Annotated in this window: 18 protein-coding genes; 10 read left to right on the top strand and 8 right to left on the bottom strand. The window is 63.9% G+C overall.

Features of this window, described 5'->3' with window-relative positions; all coding sequences use genetic code 11:
• Positions 1-33: 33 nt before the first annotated feature.
• Both ACR64R_RS02155 and ACR64R_RS02150 read right to left on the bottom strand, forming a co-directional pair.
• Entirely contained in the window at positions 34-780 is a 747-nt protein-coding gene (locus ACR64R_RS02155; RefSeq protein WP_487360057.1) for a DsbA family protein, read from the bottom strand.
• 154 nt (positions 781-934) lie between these two features.
• A complete protein-coding gene (locus tag ACR64R_RS02150) occupies positions 935-1444 on the bottom strand; it encodes a DUF721 domain-containing protein (protein WP_487360056.1) in 510 nt (169 codons plus the stop codon).
• Positions 1445-1476: 32 nt separating this feature from the next.
• On the opposite strand from ACR64R_RS02150, the gene mutY reads away from it, so the two are divergent.
• Together mutY and ACR64R_RS02140 are read left to right on the top strand one after the other, a co-directional pair.
• Positions 1477-2595, top strand: coding sequence for an A/G-specific adenine glycosylase (mutY, locus tag ACR64R_RS02145; RefSeq protein WP_487360055.1), 1119 nt, complete (start codon positions 1477-1479; stop codon positions 2593-2595).
• A gap of 10 nt (positions 2596-2605) precedes the next feature.
• Complete coding sequence (locus ACR64R_RS02140) at positions 2606-3217, top strand: HAD family hydrolase (protein ID WP_487360054.1); 612 nt, start codon at positions 2606-2608, stop codon at positions 3215-3217.
• A 36-nt stretch (positions 3218-3253) separates the two neighbouring features.
• Here ACR64R_RS02140 and ACR64R_RS02135 read toward each other — a convergent pair whose 3' ends face one another.
• On the bottom strand, positions 3254-4387 hold the full coding sequence (locus ACR64R_RS02135; protein WP_487360053.1) for a DNA methyltransferase: 1134 nt from the start codon (positions 4385-4387) through the stop codon (positions 3254-3256).
• A gap of 172 nt (positions 4388-4559) precedes the next feature.
• On the opposite strand from ACR64R_RS02135, the gene ACR64R_RS02130 reads away from it, so the two are divergent.
• Positions 4560-5249 carry an HAD family hydrolase gene (locus ACR64R_RS02130; protein WP_487360052.1) on the top strand — a complete coding sequence of 230 codons (690 nt, stop codon included), beginning with the start codon at positions 4560-4562 and terminating at the stop codon, positions 5247-5249.
• Between the two features lie 22 nt (positions 5250-5271).
• Here ACR64R_RS02130 and ACR64R_RS02125 read toward each other — a convergent pair whose 3' ends face one another.
• Positions 5272-6015 (bottom strand): hypothetical protein, encoded by a 744-nt coding sequence (locus ACR64R_RS02125; RefSeq protein ID WP_487360051.1) that lies wholly within the window; start codon positions 6013-6015, stop codon positions 5272-5274.
• A 128-nt stretch (positions 6016-6143) separates the two neighbouring features.
• Here ACR64R_RS02125 and thrC point away from each other — a divergent pair, with 128 nt between their 5' ends.
• From thrC to ACR64R_RS02105, 4 genes are all read left to right on the top strand, one after another.
• Entirely contained in the window at positions 6144-7541 is a 1398-nt protein-coding gene (gene thrC, locus ACR64R_RS02120) for a threonine synthase (protein ID WP_487360050.1), read from the top strand.
• Between the two features lie 14 nt (positions 7542-7555).
• Complete coding sequence (locus ACR64R_RS02115) at positions 7556-8848, top strand: M16 family metallopeptidase (RefSeq protein ID WP_487360049.1); 1293 nt, start codon at positions 7556-7558, stop codon at positions 8846-8848.
• A 118-nt stretch (positions 8849-8966) separates the two neighbouring features.
• Positions 8967-9563, top strand: coding sequence for a GNAT family N-acetyltransferase (locus tag ACR64R_RS02110; RefSeq protein ID WP_487360048.1), 597 nt, complete (start codon positions 8967-8969; stop codon positions 9561-9563).
• A 2-nt stretch (positions 9564-9565) separates the two neighbouring features.
• On the top strand, positions 9566-12454 hold the full coding sequence (locus tag ACR64R_RS02105; protein ID WP_487360047.1) for an EAL domain-containing protein: 2889 nt from the start codon (positions 9566-9568) through the stop codon (positions 12452-12454).
• Positions 12455-12610: 156 nt separating this feature from the next.
• Here ACR64R_RS02105 and ACR64R_RS02100 read toward each other — a convergent pair whose 3' ends face one another.
• Positions 12611-13219 (bottom strand): YqgE/AlgH family protein, encoded by a 609-nt coding sequence (locus ACR64R_RS02100; RefSeq protein WP_487360046.1) that lies wholly within the window; start codon positions 13217-13219, stop codon positions 12611-12613.
• A gap of 135 nt (positions 13220-13354) precedes the next feature.
• On the opposite strand from ACR64R_RS02100, the gene ACR64R_RS02095 reads away from it, so the two are divergent.
• The 3 genes from ACR64R_RS02095 (at position 13355) to ACR64R_RS02085 (ending at position 15373) form a co-directional block, all read left to right on the top strand.
• The gene (locus ACR64R_RS02095; RefSeq protein WP_487360045.1) at positions 13355-14152 is read left to right on the top strand and encodes a protein-disulfide reductase DsbD domain-containing protein; all 798 of its coding nucleotides are present in this window, start codon (positions 13355-13357) and stop codon (positions 14150-14152) included.
• 162 nt (positions 14153-14314) lie between these two features.
• Positions 14315-14797, top strand: a complete 483-nt coding sequence (locus tag ACR64R_RS02090; protein WP_487360044.1) for a redoxin family protein — start codon at positions 14315-14317, stop codon at positions 14795-14797.
• 99 nt (positions 14798-14896) lie between these two features.
• Positions 14897-15373: a DUF2938 domain-containing protein gene (locus ACR64R_RS02085; RefSeq protein ID WP_487360043.1), complete on the top strand. Its 477-nt coding sequence runs from the start codon at positions 14897-14899 to the stop codon at positions 15371-15373.
• A gap of 21 nt (positions 15374-15394) precedes the next feature.
• Here ACR64R_RS02085 and rnhA read toward each other — a convergent pair whose 3' ends face one another.
• The 3 genes from rnhA to ispH are packed head-to-tail and all read right to left on the bottom strand — an operon-like array spanning position 15395 to position 17897.
• Positions 15395-15928: a ribonuclease HI gene (gene rnhA, locus ACR64R_RS02080; protein WP_487360042.1), complete on the bottom strand. Its 534-nt coding sequence runs from the start codon at positions 15926-15928 to the stop codon at positions 15395-15397.
• On the bottom strand, positions 15925-16887 hold the full coding sequence (locus ACR64R_RS02075; RefSeq protein ID WP_487360041.1) for a homoserine kinase: 963 nt from the start codon (positions 16885-16887) through the stop codon (positions 15925-15927). The genes rnhA and ACR64R_RS02075 overlap by 4 nt, the downstream gene beginning before the upstream one ends.
• 5 nt (positions 16888-16892) lie before the next feature.
• Entirely contained in the window at positions 16893-17897 is a 1005-nt protein-coding gene (gene ispH / locus ACR64R_RS02070; protein ID WP_487360040.1) for a 4-hydroxy-3-methylbut-2-enyl diphosphate reductase, read from the bottom strand.
• Positions 17898-17919: the final 22 nt, after the last annotated feature.

Below are 17919 nucleotides of genomic sequence, written 5' to 3'. Positions count from 1 at the left end.
CCGAGGCCGGAACGCTTCGGCGCGGTCTGGATGTCAGAGCAGAGGGTCGATGATGGCCGACATTTCCTCAATCGACATCGCCCCTTTGTAGGTCTTTCCGTTTATGAAGAAGGTCGGCGTCGAGTCGACCTTGAACTCGTCCGCTCCGCGTTTCTGGACTGCTCTCACATCGTCCAGAAGTTTCTGGTCCGTCAAGCAGGACTCAAAGGACTCCTGTGTAAAACCGGCGAGCTTGGAGATCTGCAGCAGCGCTTCCTTGGTATTGTTGACGCCAACCCAGCTCGGCTGCTGCTTGAACAGCACGTCGACCATGGCGAAGTAGTTGTCCTTCGAGCAGCGCGCCAGCATGAAGCCGGCCTCGGCGCTCGGGTCGAACGGGAATTCGCGCAGGATATAGCGGGCCTTGCCGGTGTCGATATACTTGGCCTTCAACTCGGGGAAAGTGGTCATGGCGAAATGCGCGCAGTGCGGGCAGGTCATCGACGCGTATTCGACGATGGTGACCTTGGCGTCGTCCTTGCCGAGCTGCTTTTCGGGCAGCGCGCCGGGCTTCAGCAGTTCCGCCATGTCGACCGTGCCTTGCGCTTCCGGCACCTGCACAGCCGCCGGTGTCGCGGCCGGCTTGGCAGGCGTCGACGGGTTGGCGGGCTTCACATCGGCGGCCTTCGCCTCCTCGCCGGAGTCGCTGCATGCGGCAAGCAATGCCACCGCGGGCACAGCGGCCAGCGTGGTCAGAAGGTTTCTGCGGGACAAGCTATTGCCAAACGGGGCACGGTTCATGCGAATCACCTGATATCGGTTGGATTTTGCAATGCAAGGGCTAGAAAAGGCGAGAGTTGGCGCGAATTAAGGCATCGCGATCCCCAATCCAATCGCGAAACTTGATCATAAGCATCACGAATGCGCGAGATTGGTGACGCATTCATGACGCTTCTTACGATCCTTTGCGCTTTCTTTCACCCATAATCGTGGCGCCTAGCCGCTCCAGCGAAGTGCGCAGTCCGTCATCCTCGATCTTCCCGACCATCTGGGAAAGCTTCGATTTCTCCACCGCGTTCAAGGGAAGTGGCACGGGCTTCGGCCGGGCTTTTTGCGAAACCACCGGTTTTTGCAGGATCTTGATGCGGCCGATCGCGTTGAAGCCCAGGAAGGCGTTGACGCGGTTGATGACCTCGCCCGCCTCGTGCTGCAGATGCAGCGCCGCCATGCCTTCGCAGGCGATGATCAATGTCGCCGGCTCGAACGGGTCGTCCTCGTGCAGGCGGCGCGGCCACTGGATCTTTTCCGGCCGCGAAAGGCTGGCCAGGCGCGGTCCGGCGATCTCCTCCCAGGATTGCACCAGCCCGATCGAGATGCCGGCGCGCTTCTTCAGCACGGGATCAAGGATCGCGGTGGCGAGATCGCTGACCGGAACGGGATTGCCGAAGGGCCTTTTCCCTGCCATGTGCGTTCTCCAGTCCCCAGTCCATCCGATCAATGGCACCGCAAGACCAGACCCGCAAGGCCAAGACCACCGTATCCGGAGATGTCAGCATCGCCGCCCGTCTGCTTGCCTGGTACGACACGCATCACCGCGACCTGCCCTGGCGCGTGACGCCCGGGGCGTTCGCGCGTGGCGTAAGGGCCGATCCTTACCGCGTGTGGATGTCGGAGGTGATGCTGCAGCAGACCACGGTCGAGGCGGTAAAAGCTTATTTCCGCGCTTTCGTCGAGAAATGGCCGACGGTCGAGGCGCTGGCGGCGGCACCCGCCGAGGAAGTGATGAAGGCCTGGGCCGGGCTCGGTTATTATTCGAGGGCACGGAACCTGAAGGCCTGCGCCGATCTTGTGGCGCAAAAAGGCGGCCGCTTCCCCGAGACCGAAGCCAGCCTGCGGGAACTGCCCGGCATCGGCGCCTACACGGCGGCAGCCATCGCGGCGATCGCCTTCGACCATCCGGCCGCCGTCGTTGACGGCAATGTCGAGCGGGTGATGACCCGGCTTTATTCGATCGAGACGCCGATCAGCGAGGCCAAGCCTGAAATCCGCGCGTTGGTCGAAAAACTGGTGCCGCAGGCACGCCCCGGCGATTTTGCCCAGGCGATGATGGACCTCGGCGCCACGATCTGCACGCCGAAGCGGCCGCGCTGCATGCTCTGCCCGGTGCGCGAGGATTGCAGCGCTATTCTCACCGGCGATCCGGAACGCTTCCCGGTCCGCCTGCCGAAGAACGACAAACCCCTGCGCAAGGGCGCCGCCTTTGTCGCCGAGCGCGGGGACGGCGCCATCCTGTTGCGCAAACGGCCTGAGAAGGGCCTGCTGGGCGGCATGACGGAGGTGCCGACGACCGGCTGGACCGCGCGGGTCGACGGGGCCACGACCGCAGAGGCCGCGCCCTTTCCCGCCGACTGGCGGCGCGCCGGGCAGATCGGGCATGTCTTCACGCATTTCGCGCTCGAACTCGAAGTCTTCCATGCCCACATCAAAGGCGATGCGCCCGATGGTCATTTCTGGTCGCTGGCCCATGAAATTTCCGGGGAAGCACTGCCCACCGTCATGAAAAAGGTAATCGAGGCGGCGATACCGGGCGCAACCAGGAAACGACGCCCACTGTGAAAGGACAGGCATGACCGAAATCCGCCACATCGTCTTCGACATCGGCAAGGTGCTGCTCCATTACGATCCCGACATCCCATTCAGCCGCCTGATCCCGGATGCGGCGGAGCGGACCTGGTTCTTCGGCAATGTCTGCACCAGCGCCTGGAATCTCGAGCAGGACCGCGGCCGGACATGGGAGGAAGCCGAAGCGCTGCTGATCGCCGAGCATCCCGACCACGCCGAAAACATCCGCAACTTCCGCCGCCACTGGCACGAGATGGTGCCGCATGCCTATGAAGACAGCGTCGCGCTGCTGGAAAGCCTTATCGATGACGGCCACGACGTGACGCTGCTCACCAACTGGGCCTCAGACACCTTCCGCGAGTCGCGCAAGCGCTTTCCGTTCCTCGAAAAACCGCGCGGCGTCACGGTCTCGGGCGACATCGGACTGATCAAGCCGGACCGGGCCATCTACGACCATCACGCCGCCTCCTTCGGGCTCGACCCCGCGGCTTCGCTGTTCATCGACGACAGCCAGAAGAATGTCGACGGCGCCAGGGCCGCCGGCTGGCAGGCGGTGCTTTTTACCGATGCCGGGACGCTTGAAGCGGATCTTGAACGGCTCGGAATCGCTGTTTGATCCGAATCGCTTGCAGCGATCCGTTGAAGTGTCGATTCAGCCGCCTGCCCGCTCCATGCCGAGGCGGGCGATGCGGCGCAGCTCGTCGATCGGGGTCAGGCCGCCGCTGCGTTCATAGTGCCAGAAGGTCCAGCCGTTACAGGCATCCAGCCCCTGCACTTCGGCGCCGATCTTGTGGATCGAACCGGCGCTGTCGCCGATGGCCAGCGTACCGTCGGCACGCACCTTCGCCGCCCAGCGCTTCTTGGCGTCGTAAAGCGTGATGCCCGGCGTCACCAGGCCGTTGTCTATCAGGCTGATGAAGGCGACGCGCGGCTCGGCTCGCTTGCCCGAAAGCACGGTGAGATCGGCGTTTTCCAGCGGTCGCACCGCGGCGATGCGCTCATTGGCGGCGTCGATATAGGCCTGCTCGCGCTCGATGCCGACGAAGTGGCGGCCGAGACGCTTGGCGACCGCGCCGGTGGTGCCGGAGCCGAAGAAGGGATCGAGCACAACATCGCCCGGCCTGGTCGAAGCCATCATGATGCGGGCAAGCAGCGCTTCCGGCTTCTGCGTCGGATGCAGCTTGTTGCCGTTCTCGTCCTTGAGCCGCTCGCCGCCGGTGCAGATCGGAAACAGCCAGTCGGAGCGCATCTGCAGATCGTCGTTGGAGGCCTTCAGCGCCTCATAGTTGAAGGTGTAGCCCTTGGCCTTCTGGTCGCGCGAGGCCCAGATCATCGTCTCATGCGCATTCTGGAAACGGCGGCCGCGGAAATTCGGCATCGGGTTGGTCTTGCGCCAGACGATGTCGTTGAGGATCCAGAAGCCGAGATCCTGCATGCGGGCGCCGACGCGGAAGATGTTGTGATAAGAGCCGATGACCCAGATGGTGCCGCTGGGCTTCAACACGCGGCGCGCCGCGAGCAGCCATGCACGGGTGAAGGCATCATAGGCCTCGAAACTCTCGAACTGGTCCCAGTCGTCGTCGACGGCGTCGACCTTGGACTGGTCGGGCCGGTGCAGGTCGCCGTCAAGCTGCAGATTGTAGGGTGGATCGGCGAAGATGATGTCGACCGACTTTTCCGGCAGCCTGTCGAGCGCGGCGACGCAATCGCCCTTCAGGATCGTGTCCAGCCATTCGGACTGCTGGGGGGCGTGGGAAAGCTCGTCGAGAAGACGCACGGCAGACATCAAAACACCCAAAAGCACGCGTTACGGTTTACTGGCTGTTATGGTTACCGATCAGCGTAAACATTCGGTGAAGGCCTCAGACCCGGCTCATGCGGTTTGCGCCAGCCCGCCCATTGGTGTATGCCGCGCCGCTTGAGCCGCCAGGCCCCTTTCCCAACGTTTCCGGATTGCCATGCCCCAGCCAGACCTTGTCATTTTCGATTGCGACGGCGTGCTCGTCGATTCCGAGATCGTCGCCGCGCGCGTCGAGGCCGAGCTTCTCACGTCAGCCGGCTTCGAGATTTCGGCCGAGGAAATCTTCGAGACCTATGCCGGGCTGACGTTCAAGGACATCATGCTGCGGCTTGAAGAGAAATCGAACGTTCCGTTCCAGGCCTCGCTGATAGACCGCGCGGAGGAGCTGGTCGATCGCAAGCTGCGCAGCGACGTACGCATCATCGACGGCGCCCGGGAGGCGGTCGCCGCCGTGACCACGCCACGCGCCGTCTGCTCCAACTCACGCACGGAGCGGATCGAATTCATGCTCGAGAAGGTGCGGCTGCTGCCGTTGTTCGCCGGCCGCATCTTCTCGGCGCTCGATATCCCGAGCAAAAAGACCAAGCCGGCGCCGGACGTGTTCCTCTACGCCGCCGAGAAGCTCGGCGCCAGCCCGAATAACACCTTCGTCATCGAGGATTCCGTACGTGGCATCGCCGGCGCCAGGGCGGCCGGCATGCGCGTCATCGGCTTCACCGGCGCCGGGCACAGTTATCCAGGCCATGCCGACGCGCTGACCGAAGCCGGCGCCGAAACTGTGATCCGGCGCTGGGCGGAACTCAACGGCACGATCGCGGCACTGTCGGAGTGGTCGGAAGACGCATAGTCGCGTGGGTCCCAGGCTTTGGCTAGTTCGTCGCCGGAGCGCGCTTCTTCCTCTTGCCTTTCGACTTTTCCCCGGCCGGGGCCGGCGTGTTCTCGTCGAAGCCCGCATAGGCCTGATAGTCGCGCGCGGAAGGCTCCGGTACCACCACATTGGTATCGGTGAAGACGAACTGGGTTGCGGCAGAGGGATCGGCGACCTGCACCTGGTACTGATGGACCTGCGAATAAAGCACCTCGTCGCCGTGCTGGACGGCGATGCGGATCGGCATCGTGATGGTTCCGGGCGCGAACATCGGGCCCGGCACGACCTTGCCCGCGACGGCGATCTTCATCGACATCTGGCCATTGGCATGGGTGCAGTCACGCGTCGTGTCCGAAATCGAGGCCTGGTAGATGATCTTCGTCGGATCGTGATCGGGATCGATCGGCTGACCGTTGGGTCCCGTCTGGGCGGCGGCGGCCGCCTCGGCCTCGGCCTGCGCCGTGGCATCACCCTTCTTTTTCTTGGGCTTGGCCTTCGTGCCCTTGGCATAGGTGTTGAAATAGGCGGTGCCATCGCGGAGCGTCACCTTCGGGCAATAGGCGCGCAGCTGGCTGGCGAGAATCTTGGGGTCCTGCGGCGGCGGCGGCGCGGTCGGGTCGGTCTTTTTGCCGAAACCCAGGTTCAGGATGCCATTGTCGCTCGATTGGCAGCCGGCGGCGGCAAGCATAAAGCCGGTGAGCGCCAGACCCGCGACAAGACGACGGTTGACCGAATAAAACGCCATGAAACTGCACTTCCCTCTCACAAAGCCGGTGACGTATAGCAACCGCGCGGCAAAAATGCGACTGAGCCGGCTCGGAAAATTAACCAAATGCCGTGGATGACGCGACCGGCAGCAATGGGCCTTTTACGATGCGATATGTGAGTACCCGCGGCGATGCGTCCGCGATTGGATTTTCAGATGCGGTGCTGGCCGGCCTGGCGCGCGACGGCGGGCTTTACGTGCCGCGCGAATGGCCGCAATTTTCCGCCCCCGATATCCGCGCCATGCGCGGCCTTGCCTATCCCGACCTTGCCATCCGCGTGCTGACGCCGTTCCTCGGCGGCGAGATCGCGGCGCCCGTCTTCGAGCGGCTGGTGCGCGAGGCCTACGCCACATTCCGGCACGAGGCTGTCTGCCCGCTGGTCCAGACCGGGAAAAACACCTTCATCCTCGAGCTGTTCCACGGCCCGACGCTGGCCTTCAAGGACGTGGCGATGCAGTTGCTGGCGCGGCTGATGGATCACGTGCTTTCCGAGCGCGGACAGCGCGCCACCATCGTCGGCGCGACCTCGGGCGACACCGGAGGCGCCGCGATCGACGCCTTCGCCGGCCGCGACCGCACCGACATCTTCATCCTTTTCCCGCACGGCAAGGTCTCGCCGGTGCAGCAGCGCCAGATGACGACGTCGAGCGCCGCCAACGTCCATGCGCTGGCCGTCGAAGGCAATTTCGACGACTGCCAGGGCCTGGTGAAGGACATGTTCAACGACCACGGCTTTCGCGATCGGGTGTCGCTATCGGGCGTCAATTCGATCAACTGGGCCCGCATCATGGCCCAGATCGTCTATTATTTCTCGTCGGCATTGTCGCTGGGGGCGCCGGACCGGCCGGTCTCATTCACCGTGCCGACCGGCAATTTCGGCGATATCTTCGCTGGTTACGCCGCCAAGCGCATGGGCCTGCCGATCGAGCGGCTGATCATCGCCACCAACGACAACGACATCCTGGCGCGTACGCTTGCAACCGGCGAATACCGCACCAAGGGCGTGTTCGCCACGACCTCGCCGTCGATGGACATCCAGGTGTCGTCGAATTTCGAGCGCCTGCTGTTCGAGGCGGCAGGCCGCGATGCCGAGACCGTGCGGCGCTACATGAACGGGCTGAAGCAGTCCGGCGCCTTCACCATCGAGGCCGGCGAACTCGAGCGCATCCGCGCCGAATTCGACGCCGGCCGCGCCGCGGTGGACGAGGTTGCCTCCACCATCCGCGCGACACTCGGGAAAAGCAACTACCTGCTCGATCCGCACACGGCCGCCGCCGTTCATGTCGCCGCCGCCCATGTCTCCGGTCCGGTGCCCATGGTGGTGCTCGGCACCGCGCATCCGGCGAAATTCCCGGCGGCGGTCGAAGCCGCCAGCGGCGTCACCCCTGCCCTGCCCGCATGGCTAGGCGGCTTGATGACAGCCGACGAAAAATACACGATACTTCCCTCCGACTTGAAAATGGTGGAAGATTACGTGAACCGCCACTCGCGGGCGGCGCGTTAGGGAGTACTTGCCATATGGGTGTTGAGGTAAGCCGTCTGTCGAACGGCCTGACAGTCGCCACCGAAACCCTTCCAAGCATCGAATCGGTTGCCCTCGGGGCCTGGGTGAAGTCAGGCGCCCGCAACGAACGCGACGAAGAGCATGGCATGGCCCATCTGCTCGAGCACATGGCGTTCAAGGGCACCAAGCGCCGCAGCGCTTTCGAGATCGCCTCGGAAATCGAGAATGTCGGCGGCGAGATCAACGCCGCCACCAGCGTCGAGACGACCTCCTACTATGCCAGGGTGCTCTCCGACGACGTGCCGCTGGCGGTCGACATCCTGGCCGACATCCTGCAGGAATCCGAATTCGACCCGGAAGAGCTTGAGCGCGAGCAGCATGTGATCCTGCAGGAGATCGGCGCCGCGCACGACACGCCCGACGACATCGTCTTCGACCGTTTCACCGAGACCGCCTTCCGCCACCAGACCATCGGCCGCTCGATCCTGGGCACGCCGGAGACGGTCAAATCCTTCACGTCCGGACAGTTGCACGACTTCATCGAGCGGCAATACGACGCCGAGCGCATGGTCCTCGTGGCGGCGGGCGACATAAAGCACGACAATTTCGTGCGCGAGGTCGAGAAGCAGCTCGGCGGCTTCCGCGCCAAGGCGGCGGGCAACATCCCGCAATACGCGCAATATGTCGGCGGGGACTTCCGCGAGGACCGCGACCTGATGGATGCGCAGATCGTGCTCGGCTTCGAAGGGCGAGCCTACCATGTTCGCGATTTCTATGCCTCGCAGGTGCTGTCGATGATCCTGGGCGGCGGGATGTCGTCGAGGCTGTTCCAGGAAGTGCGCGAGAAACGCGGCCTCTGCTACTCGGTTTATGCCTTCCACTGGGGTTTTTCCGACACCGGCATTTTCGGCGTGCATGCCGCGACCGGGCAGAGCGATATCGCCAAACTGGTGCCGGTGATCGTCGACGAATTGCAGAAGGCCGGCGAAAGCATCCACCAGGAGGAGCTCGACCGGGCGCGCGCGCAATATCGCGCCGGCCTCATCATGTCGGCCGAAAGCCCGGCAAGCCGGGCCTCGCAGATCGCCAGGCAGATGCTTTTGTTTGGCCGGCCGATCGCCAAGGAGGAACTGATGGAGCGGCTCTCGGCGCTGACGATCGAGCGTCTGACCGACCTCTCCTCCCGGCTGTTCTCGACCAAGCCGACGCTTACCGCGGTCGGGCCAGTGGGCACGCTTGCGCCCTATGAGGCGATCCTCGAATCGCTTGCGGGTCCGCAGACGACGGCCCGCCGGCTCGCCGTCTGAGCCCAAGCAGGTTCCGCAAAAATGTCCCACGGTCTTGCGATCAAATCCTGCGAGAAACCAGGGAATCTAGGCAGATATTCGTGGGGCATCCCACGAATATCTGCCTAGAGCAGGCACCGTGTTCGCACTCCCTTTCTTTCGCCGGGACCTGCCGGCACTGAAGGGTGACAAGGTCACGCTGCGCGTGCCCTTGACCAACGACTACCGGGAATGGTCGGCGGTGCGTGGCGAAAGCCGCGCCTTCCTGGAGCCATGGGAGCCGCGCTGGCAGCCGGACGAGCTCGACCGAAACGCCTGGCGGCTGCGCATCAGCCGCTACCGCGAGGATTACGCGCAGGGCACGGCCATCGCCTTCTTCATCTTCGAGAAATCGAGCGGCAAGCTTGCCGGCGGCATCACGCTCGGCAACATCCGCCACGGTGTCGCGCAGAGCGGCCATATCGGCTACTGGATCGGCGAACGCTTCGGCGGTCGCGGCCTGATGACCGAGGCGGTCAGGCTGGTGTCGCGCTTTGCCTTCGATACGCTGCGGTTGCACCGGATCGAAGCTGCCTGTATTCCCGAAAACGCCCGGTCGATGCGCGTGCTTGAAAAAGCCGGATTCCGGCGCGAAGGACTGCTGCGATCCTATCTCAGGATCAACGGCATCTGGCAGGATCACTACCTCTACGCCCGGATCGCGGACGATCCGCCGGGCGATGGAACGAAGGGCTGAATGTGACGAATTTTTCGCGATTCGCGTCGCTGCTCGCCCTTATCCTGGCGATCGTCGTCACGTTTTGCGCGGCCATGCCGGCTTTTGCTGTCGAGCCGATCAAGATCGCGCGCGACGACAAGGCGCTGGACCTCTCCGGCGCGGTGGAAATCTACCGGAACCAGGGCGAGAATTTCCAGGTCTCGACCGCACCAGGCCCCGACGGCATCGTGCGGCGCATCGAGGTGGAAGCGAATGACGCACGTTCGAGCGGCGACTGGGCCGTGTTCGCGCTGGCCAACACCACCGACCAGCAGCTCGACCGGCTGATCGTGGCGCCGCATTTCCGCCTCGTGAATTCGGGCATCTTCTGGCCCGACCTCGGCTCGACGCGCATCGCCGCGATCACGCCCAGCGAAGGCTTCGCGCTCGACCGACAGACAAGCCCGGACGCCGACGTGTTCCGGGTGACGCTGAACCCGGGAACGGTGGTGACGTTCATCGCTGAACTCGCCTCGCCGAAGCTGCCGCAGGTCTATCTCTGGGAACCGGATTCCTACAAGGACTCGGTCAATTCCTATACGCTGTTCCGCGGCATCGTCATCGGCATTTCGGGCCTTCTGGCGCTGTTCCTGACCATCCTGTTCGTTGTCAAGGGAACCTCGATGTTCCCGGCGACGGCGGCGCTCGCCTGGGCGGTGCTCGCCTATATCTGCGTCGACTTCGGTTTCCTCAACAAAATCATCGAGATATCGCCCGGCAACGAGCAGATATGGCGGGCCGGCACGGAGGTGGCGCTTGCCGGAACCTTCGTGGTGTTCCTGTTCGCCTATCTCAACCTCAACCGGTGGCACGGCCATTTCAGCTATGGCGCGCTGGTCTGGATCCTCGGGCTGCTCCTGATCGCGGGCGTCGCCATCGTAGATCCCGCGGTAGCCGCCGGCATCGCCCGCATCTCCTTCGCCGCTACCGCGCTCACCGGACTCGGCCTGATCATCTTCCTCGGCATCCGCGGCTATGACCGCGCGATAATGCTGGTGCCGAGCTGGGTGATGGTGCTGCTGTGGCTGTGCGGATCGTGGATGGCGATCACCGGCATGCTTGACAACGACATCGCTCAGCCGGCGCTCGGCGGCGGGCTGATCCTGATCATCCTCTTGATCGGCTTCACCGTCATGCAGCATGCCTTTGCCGGCGGCGCTCTCCACCAGGGCCTGTTCTCCGACCTCGAGCGGCAGGCGCTCGCCGTCGCCGGCTCGGGCGACATCGTCTGGGACTGGGACGTGCTGCGCGACCGCGTCGTCACCAAGCCGGACATAAGCCTGCAGCTCGGCCTTGCGCCCAACAGCCTTGGCGGCGCTGCCCGCAACTGGCTGCCGGTTCTGCACGCCGACGACCGTGACACTTTCCGCACCACGCTCGACGTGGTCCTGGAGCACCGCCGCGGCAAGGTGGCGCAGAACTTCCGCCTGCGCGGCGCCGACGGCCACTACCACTGGTTCTCGCTGCGCGCCCGCCCAGTGATCGGCTCTGACGGTGAGGTGATCCGCTGCGTCGGCACCATGGTCGACGTCACCGAGCAGAAGAAATCCGAAGAAAGGCTGCTGCACGACGCCGTGCACGACAATCTGACCGGCCTGCCCAACCGTGAATTGTTCATGAACCGGCTGGAGGCGATCATCTCGATCGCGCGTACCGAGGACAATGTACGGCCCACGGTCTTCATCATCGACATCGACCGCTTCAAGCAGGTCAATGACGGCCTTGGCATTTCCGCCGGCGACACCATTCTGCTGACCGTCGCCCGCCGGCTGCACCGGTTGCTCAAACCGAAGGATTCGCTGTCGCGCTTCGCCGGCGACCAGTTCGCGCTGATGCTGCTTTCGGAGCAGGAACCCGCCCGCATCGCGGCGATCGCCGATGCCATCAAGCACGCGATCAACAACCCTATCACCTTCGCCAAGCGCGAGATCGTGCTGACCGCCTCGATCGGCCTGATCACCTGGACGACGGCGCAGACCTCGGCCGAGGACATGGTCAAGGACGCTGAGCTCGCCATGCACCAGGCCAAGCGCTTCGGAGGCGATAGGATCGAGCCGTTCCGGCCCGCCTTCCGCACCGTCGGCACCGACCGGCTGCAATTCGAATCCGACCTTCGCCGCGCTATCGAGCGGCGCGAGTTCACGCTTGCCTACCAGCCGATCGTGCGGCTGGAAGACGGCAGCGTCGCCGGCTTCGAGGCGCTGCTTCGGTGGGACCACCCGCGCCGCGGCATGATCCCGCCGGGGGATTTCATCCCGGTGGCCGAGAATTGCGGACTGATCGTGCAACTCGGCCTGTTCGCCATGCAACAGGCGGCCGAAGACCTGGCCTCCTGGCAGAAGCAGATCGGCGACGCGCCGCTGTCGGTATCGGTCAACCTGTCGAGCCGCCAGCTCATCCGCCGCGATCTGGTGAGCGATGTCCGCTCCGTCATCGCGCGCGCCAACCTGAAGCCACGCTGCTTCCGGCTCGAGCTCACCGAATCGCTGGTGATGGACAACCCGGAGCAGACCGCGCATGTGCTGACCAAGCTGAAACAGCTCGGCATCGGGCTGTCGCTCGACGATTTCGGCACCGGCTATTCTTCGCTCTCCTATCTGACGCGCTTCCCCTTCGACACGATCAAGATCGACAAGAGCTTCGTCGACGACGCGACGCCGAAGCGCGCGGTGCTGATCAAATCCATGGTCAACATGGCGCATGAGCTTGGGCTGTCGGTGGTGGCCGAGGGCATTTCCGACGAAAGCGACGCGCTTGAGTTGCGCCAGATGGGCTGCGAATATGTCCAGAGCTTCATGTTCGGCGCGCCGATGCCCGGCGACCAGGTGCTGAAGACGCTGCGGGAGCAGTATCCGCTGACGCAGGCTTAAAGGCGGCCTGGAAACGCTGCCCTTATGGCCATCTGGCGGGGGTTTCTGCGCTTCCTGTGCTTGCGTACCTCAAGTACGGTCTGCTGCGGTTCTCGAAATCACCGCCATATGATCGAATGAGAGAGTTTCGAAACGGCCTCGGCGTCGGCGCGCAGGTCAAGCGTGCCCTGCGGCGGCGCTCAGATGAGCGAGGTCGATGCCGATCGATGCCAGGATACGGTCGTATTTGCGCTCGATATCCGTGTCGAACAGAAGTTCCTGCGTCGCCGGGCAGGTGAGCCAGCCATTCTCGGCAATCTCGCTTTCGAGCTGGCCGGCGCCCCAGCCGGAATAGCCGAGCGCCATAAGCGCATGGCGCGGGCCGCGACCGGTGGAGATAGCGCGCAGGATGTCGACGGTTGCGGTCAGGCAGATGTCATCGGAAACGTTGAGCGAGGATTCCACGCGATAGTCGCCGGAATGCAGCACGAAGCCGCGGCTGCGGTCGACCGGCCCGCCATTGCGCACGACGAAATCGCGCGCATGGGCCGGCAGGCGGATCGCCTCCTGCTCGTTCATTATGCCGAGCTGCACAAGCAGATCCGGAAACAGCATCTGCTGGGTCTGGTTGATGATTAGGCCCATCGCGCCCTCGTCGCTGTGGGCGCAGATGTAGATGACCGAGCGCGCGAAACGGTCGTCCTTCATGCCAGGCATGGCAATCAGGAACTGGTCGTCGAGGAAGCCGCGTCCGGCGGCTGGTTTCTTGTGGCGCAGCAAGTCCATGGCTTAAGCGTAACGCTTTTCGGCAGCGCCGAAAAGATGGTGCCGGTCCCCGATGTAACGCAAATATGATACCGGGAGAGCGACGAAGTCATTGCACGGCCAAGAACGGACGATCAAATCACCGCCATGCGATACATGAAGGCAATTGTTCTCGGCGTCGTTTTCGGGTGGGTTACTGGTCTCCCGGCCGAAGCCTCCTCATCGATCTGGTACAACAGCGAGGGCGGCAAGGTGCGGCTGGTGACAACCGGCAAGCCTGACGACGCCGGCAAGATCCGCGGCGTGCTCGACATCGCGCTGAAGCCCGGCTGGAAGACCTATTGGCGCGATCCGGGCGACGCCGGCGTGCCGCCGCAACTCGACATATCGGGCAGCACCAATGTCGCGGACGCCCAGCTGTCGTTCCCGCCGCCGCAGCGGCATGACGACGGCTACGGCAAATGGGCCGGCTATGATCGTCCGGTGTCGCTTCCGGTGACCTTCACCTTGTCTTCGCCCGGCCAGCCGGCGACCATCGACGCCAACGTATTCCTCGGCATCTGCGAAACGATCTGCATTCCGGTGCAGACCCGGCTCAGCGTCGATCCTGGTTCCGACCCCGATAACCCAGCCGACGCGGCATTGGTCAAAACCGCGATTGCGACGCTACCCTCTCCGGCTCGGTCCGATTTCGGCATCAGCATGCTGTCCGGCGATCACGAGACCCTTGTCGTGCAGGCGCAGTCGCCGGGCGATCCGGCGTCCGTCGACTTCTTCATCGCCGGCGAGCGCGACTACATGTTCGGCGCGCCGGTGCGCAGCGAGAAGGACGGCAAGCTCGTCTTCACCGTGCCGATCCTCGACCGGCCGTCGGCGACGCCGACCGATGGCGGGCTGTATTATACGCTGACCAGCGCCGAGGGTTCAGTGGACGGGCTGTTGCCTTTTCCTTGATCCGGCGTCTCTGTGAGCCGGGCCGTAATTGCCCTTTGAGCCGCCATTGATGACGGAAAACCGGCGCGCACTTTCCTGGACTTGCTGTGAGAGGTTGCTGGCCGCCGCGCAGTCCGATATCGAAGATACCAGCCCTTCCCATCCCCCCAAAGCGAGGCTCCCATGACCATTTCGGTTGGCGAAAAACTGCCTGACGTGACCTTCAAGACGATGACCGCCGATGGCGCGAAGGATATAAAAGGCAATGAAATCTTCGCCGGCAAGAAGGTGGTGCTGTTCGGTGTACCCGGCGCCTTCACGCCGACCTGCAGCAACAACCATTTGCCAGGCTATCTCGAAAACCATGACGCCATCCTGGCGCGCGGCGTCGACACGATTGCCGTCGTCTCGGTCAACGACGTCCATGTCATGGGCGCTTGGGCGCGCTTCTCGGGCGGCGAAGGCAAGATCCTCTATCTCGCGGATGGGAGCGGTGATTTCGCCAAGGCCGTGGGGCTCGACATCGATCTGTCCGTGGCCGGCATGGGCCTGCGCTCCAAGCGGTTTTCGATGATCGTCGATGACGGCAAGGTAACCGCGCTCAATGTCGAGACGAAGCCGGGCGTCAACGAGAGCGGTGCCGCCAAGATCCTCGAGCAGCTTTAGATCAGGATGACGTTTCGTTGACCCGCCCTCCTGATCTAACTCTTGTTGGAGCATGATCTTGTCCAAAAACCGGTTCCCACTTTTCAGGATCATGCTCTGATGCTCGACATCGCCTGGCGCGCGGTAGCGATCGGCATCGGCGCCACGGTGTTCATGGATATCTGGGCGATCATCCTCAACAAGGCGTTCGGCCTGGCTCGGCCCAATTGGGGCCTCGTGGGACGCTGGGTTTGGCATTTGCCGGAAAAAATCTTCCACGACGATATCGGCAAGGCCGCGCCCTACGCGCATGAAAAGGCGCTGGGCTGGGTCTTTCACTATCTGGTAGGGATCCTTTACGGCGTGATCCTCGTGGTGCTCGCGGGCGCGGGCTGGCTGGCGGCGCCGACCTTCCTGCCGGCCTTCATCCTAGGCATCGTCACCGTCGGCGCCGGCTGGTTCCTGCTGGCGCCGGGCATGGGCGCCGGCTGGGCCGCATCCAAGGCGCCCAATCCTATGAAGGTGCGCGCGCTCAACCTCGTGGCGCACACTGTGTTCGCACTCGGGATGTTCTCGACGGCGCTGCTGATCCGCTGAGCGGGTGTAGCCGTCGACCTCTCAATAGCTCTGGGTCGAACGTCTTGGCGCGGGCTTCCTTGCCGGGGCGCCTTCCTGCTTTGGCGCGGCAGCAGCCGGCGCGGGCCTCGCCCGCATGGGCTTGAACGGCGCCATGCCCTGCCGCGCCAGTTCGTCGGCGCGCTCGTTTTCCGGGTGGCCGTCATGGCCCTTCACCCAGTGCCAGGTGACCTTGTGGCGCCGGTTGGCCTCGTCGAGCGCCTGCCATAGCTCGCCATTCTTGACCGGCTTCCTGTCGCCGGTCTTCCAGCCGTTCTTCTTCCAACCATGGATCCATTTGGAGATGCCGTCCATGACGTATTTGCTGTCGGTGTAGAGATCGACCGCGCAAGGCTCCTTCAGCGCGTTGAGCGCCGTGATGGCGGCAAGCAGTTCCATGCGGTTGTTGGTGGTTTCCTCCTCGCCGCCCGACAGCTCCTTGGTGACGCCGTTGTAGCGCAGCACGGCCCCCCAGCCCCCCGGCCCCGGATTGCCCGAGCAGGCGCCGTCGGTGAAGATCTCGATCTTTTTGTTCATGTCAGTCCGTATTCCGATGGCGACCTGATCGCGCGATGGAAGCGCATGCGGCGGATATACTCGGTCGGATCGCGCTTCATGACCAGCCCGCCATCCGGAATGGTCAGCCAGTCATAGAGCCTCGTCAGCATGAAGCGCAGCGCCGAGCCGCGCGCCAGAATCGGCAGCGCCGCCTTCTCGTCGCTACCGAGCGGCCGCACCGACTGATAGCCAGCAAGCAGCGCCGCCCCCTTGGTCAGGTTGAAGGAAAAATCCTTCTCGAAGCACCAGGCGTTGAGGCAGGTGGCGACGTCGTAGGCGTAGAGGTCGTCACAGGCGAAATAGAAGTCGATCAGGCCCGACAGCTTCTCGCCGAGGAAGAAGACATTGTCGGGAAACAGGTCGGCATGGATGATGCCCTGCGGCAGGCCCTTCGGCCAATTGCGCTCGAGATCGGCGAAATCGGCGTCGACCTCGGCCGCCAAGCCCGGCTCGACCTCCTCGGCGCGGTCGCGCGAGGCCGCCCACAGCTTGCGCCAGCCGTCGATCGCCAGCGCGTTAGGCCTTCTCATCTGGAAATCCTGGCCGGCGATGTGCAGGCCGGCGAGCGCCTTGCCGACTTCCGCGCAATGCGCGGCGGCAGGCCGCCTGAGCGACAGGCCCTCAAGGAAAGTGATGATGACGGCCGGCCGGCCGGCAAGCGTTCCGATGACGGTGCCGTCATGCGCGGTGACCGGCAGCGGACAGGAAATGCCCTTCCTGGCGAGATGGCCCATCAGGCCCAGAAAGAACGGCAGGTCGGCCTTGTCGACGCGCTTCTCGTAAAGCGTCAGGATGTAGGAACCGGTCGAGGCATGGACCAGGAAATTGGAATTTTCGGTGCCTTCGGCGATGCCCTTGTATGAAAGCAGCTCCCCCACCGGATAGGCTTTGAGGAATGCGGTCAGTTCGCCTTCGTTGACGTCGGTGTAGACGGCCATTCGGTTCACGCCGCTCCGTTGACGAAGGCCATGTCGGCCGCCGTCAGTTCGACATCGCGCAGTACCCGCATCACCGGGAAATCCTCCGTTTCCGTGGCCGTGATGGCCAGGTCGATGGTGACTTCGAAGCGCTGCCGGAACGCGTCGATGATCTCGTCGACGATGATTTCCGGCGCCGAGGCGCCGGCCGACAGGCCGAGGGTCGAAATCCCGGCGATCTCATCCCACGGAATCTCGGCGGCGCGCTGCACGAGAAGCGACATCGCAGCACCCGCGCGCTCCGCCACTTCGACAAGGCGACGCGAGTTGGACGAATTGGGAGCGCCGACGATGAGGAAAAGATCGGCGCCGGAGGCCGTTTCCTTCACCGCTTCCTGGCGGTTGGTGGTGGCGTAGCAGATCAATTCGGCCGCAGCCGCGTGCAATTCGGGAAACCGCTCCTGGAGCGCCCGAATGATGCCGGCGGTATCCTCGACCGACAATGTCGTCTGGGTGACGAAGCCCAGCGCCGAAGCGTCGACCGGCACGAAGCGCGCCGCATCGGCCTCGGTCTCGATCAGCGTCACGGCGCCTTCCGGCAACTGGCCCATCGTACCGATCACTTCCGGGTGGCCGGCGTGGCCGATCAAAAGCACATGGCGGCCGAGCCGCTGGTGACGCATCGCCTGCTTGTGCACCTTGGAGACGAGCGGGCACGTAGCATCGAGGTAAAAGAGATTGCGCGCCTCGGCATCCGCCGGTACCGACTTTGGTACGCCATGCGCGGAAAAGACCACGGGCGACTGGCGATGCTCCGGCGGAATCTCGGACAGTTCCTCGATGAAGACCGCGCCCAGGCTCTGCAGCCCCTCGACGACATAGCGGTTGTGCACGATCTCGTGGCGGACATAGACCGGCGCACCGTATTTCTTCAGCGCCAGCACGACGATCTGTATCGCGCGGTCGACGCCGGCGCAGAAGCCGCGTGGCTGGCAGAGCCTGATCGTCAGCGGAGGCTTTTTCTCAGTCATGAAAACGGGCCGGTTCAGTCGG

The sequence above is a fragment of the Mesorhizobium sp. MC2-1-1 genome (assembly GCF_057597255.1).
This window is presented reverse-complemented; position numbering and strand designations above follow the sequence as displayed.

Bases quoted from the DNA above. Each gene is read 5' to 3' on its own strand.
- ACR64R_RS02155 (WP_487360057.1), bottom strand. From the start codon at position 780: ATGAACCGTGCCCCGTTTGGCAATAGCTTGTCCCGCAGAAACCTTCTG.
- ACR64R_RS02150 (WP_487360056.1), bottom strand. From the start codon at position 1,444: ATGGCAGGGAAAAGGCCCTTCGGCAATCCCGTTCCGGTCAGCGATCTC.
- mutY (WP_487360055.1), top strand. From the start codon at position 1,477: ATGGCACCGCAAGACCAGACCCGCAAGGCCAAGACCACCGTATCCGGA.
- ACR64R_RS02140 (WP_487360054.1), top strand. From the start codon at position 2,606: ATGACCGAAATCCGCCACATCGTCTTCGACATCGGCAAGGTGCTGCTC.
- ACR64R_RS02135 (WP_487360053.1), bottom strand. From the start codon at position 4,387: ATGTCTGCCGTGCGTCTTCTCGACGAGCTTTCCCACGCCCCCCAGCAG.
- ACR64R_RS02130 (WP_487360052.1), top strand. From the start codon at position 4,560: ATGCCCCAGCCAGACCTTGTCATTTTCGATTGCGACGGCGTGCTCGTC.
- ACR64R_RS02125 (WP_487360051.1), bottom strand. From the start codon at position 6,015: ATGGCGTTTTATTCGGTCAACCGTCGTCTTGTCGCGGGTCTGGCGCTC.
- thrC (WP_487360050.1), top strand. From the start codon at position 6,144: ATGCGATATGTGAGTACCCGCGGCGATGCGTCCGCGATTGGATTTTCA.
- ACR64R_RS02115 (WP_487360049.1), top strand. From the start codon at position 7,556: ATGGGTGTTGAGGTAAGCCGTCTGTCGAACGGCCTGACAGTCGCCACC.
- ACR64R_RS02100 (WP_487360046.1), bottom strand. From the start codon at position 13,219: ATGGACTTGCTGCGCCACAAGAAACCAGCCGCCGGACGCGGCTTCCTC.
- ACR64R_RS02095 (WP_487360045.1), top strand. From the start codon at position 13,355: ATGAAGGCAATTGTTCTCGGCGTCGTTTTCGGGTGGGTTACTGGTCTC.
- ACR64R_RS02090 (WP_487360044.1), top strand. From the start codon at position 14,315: ATGACCATTTCGGTTGGCGAAAAACTGCCTGACGTGACCTTCAAGACG.
- ACR64R_RS02085 (WP_487360043.1), top strand. From the start codon at position 14,897: ATGCTCGACATCGCCTGGCGCGCGGTAGCGATCGGCATCGGCGCCACG.
- rnhA (WP_487360042.1), bottom strand. From the start codon at position 15,928: ATGAACAAAAAGATCGAGATCTTCACCGACGGCGCCTGCTCGGGCAAT.
- ACR64R_RS02075 (WP_487360041.1), bottom strand. From the start codon at position 16,887: ATGGCCGTCTACACCGACGTCAACGAAGGCGAACTGACCGCATTCCTC.
- ispH (WP_487360040.1), bottom strand. From the start codon at position 17,897: ATGACTGAGAAAAAGCCTCCGCTGACGATCAGGCTCTGCCAGCCACGC.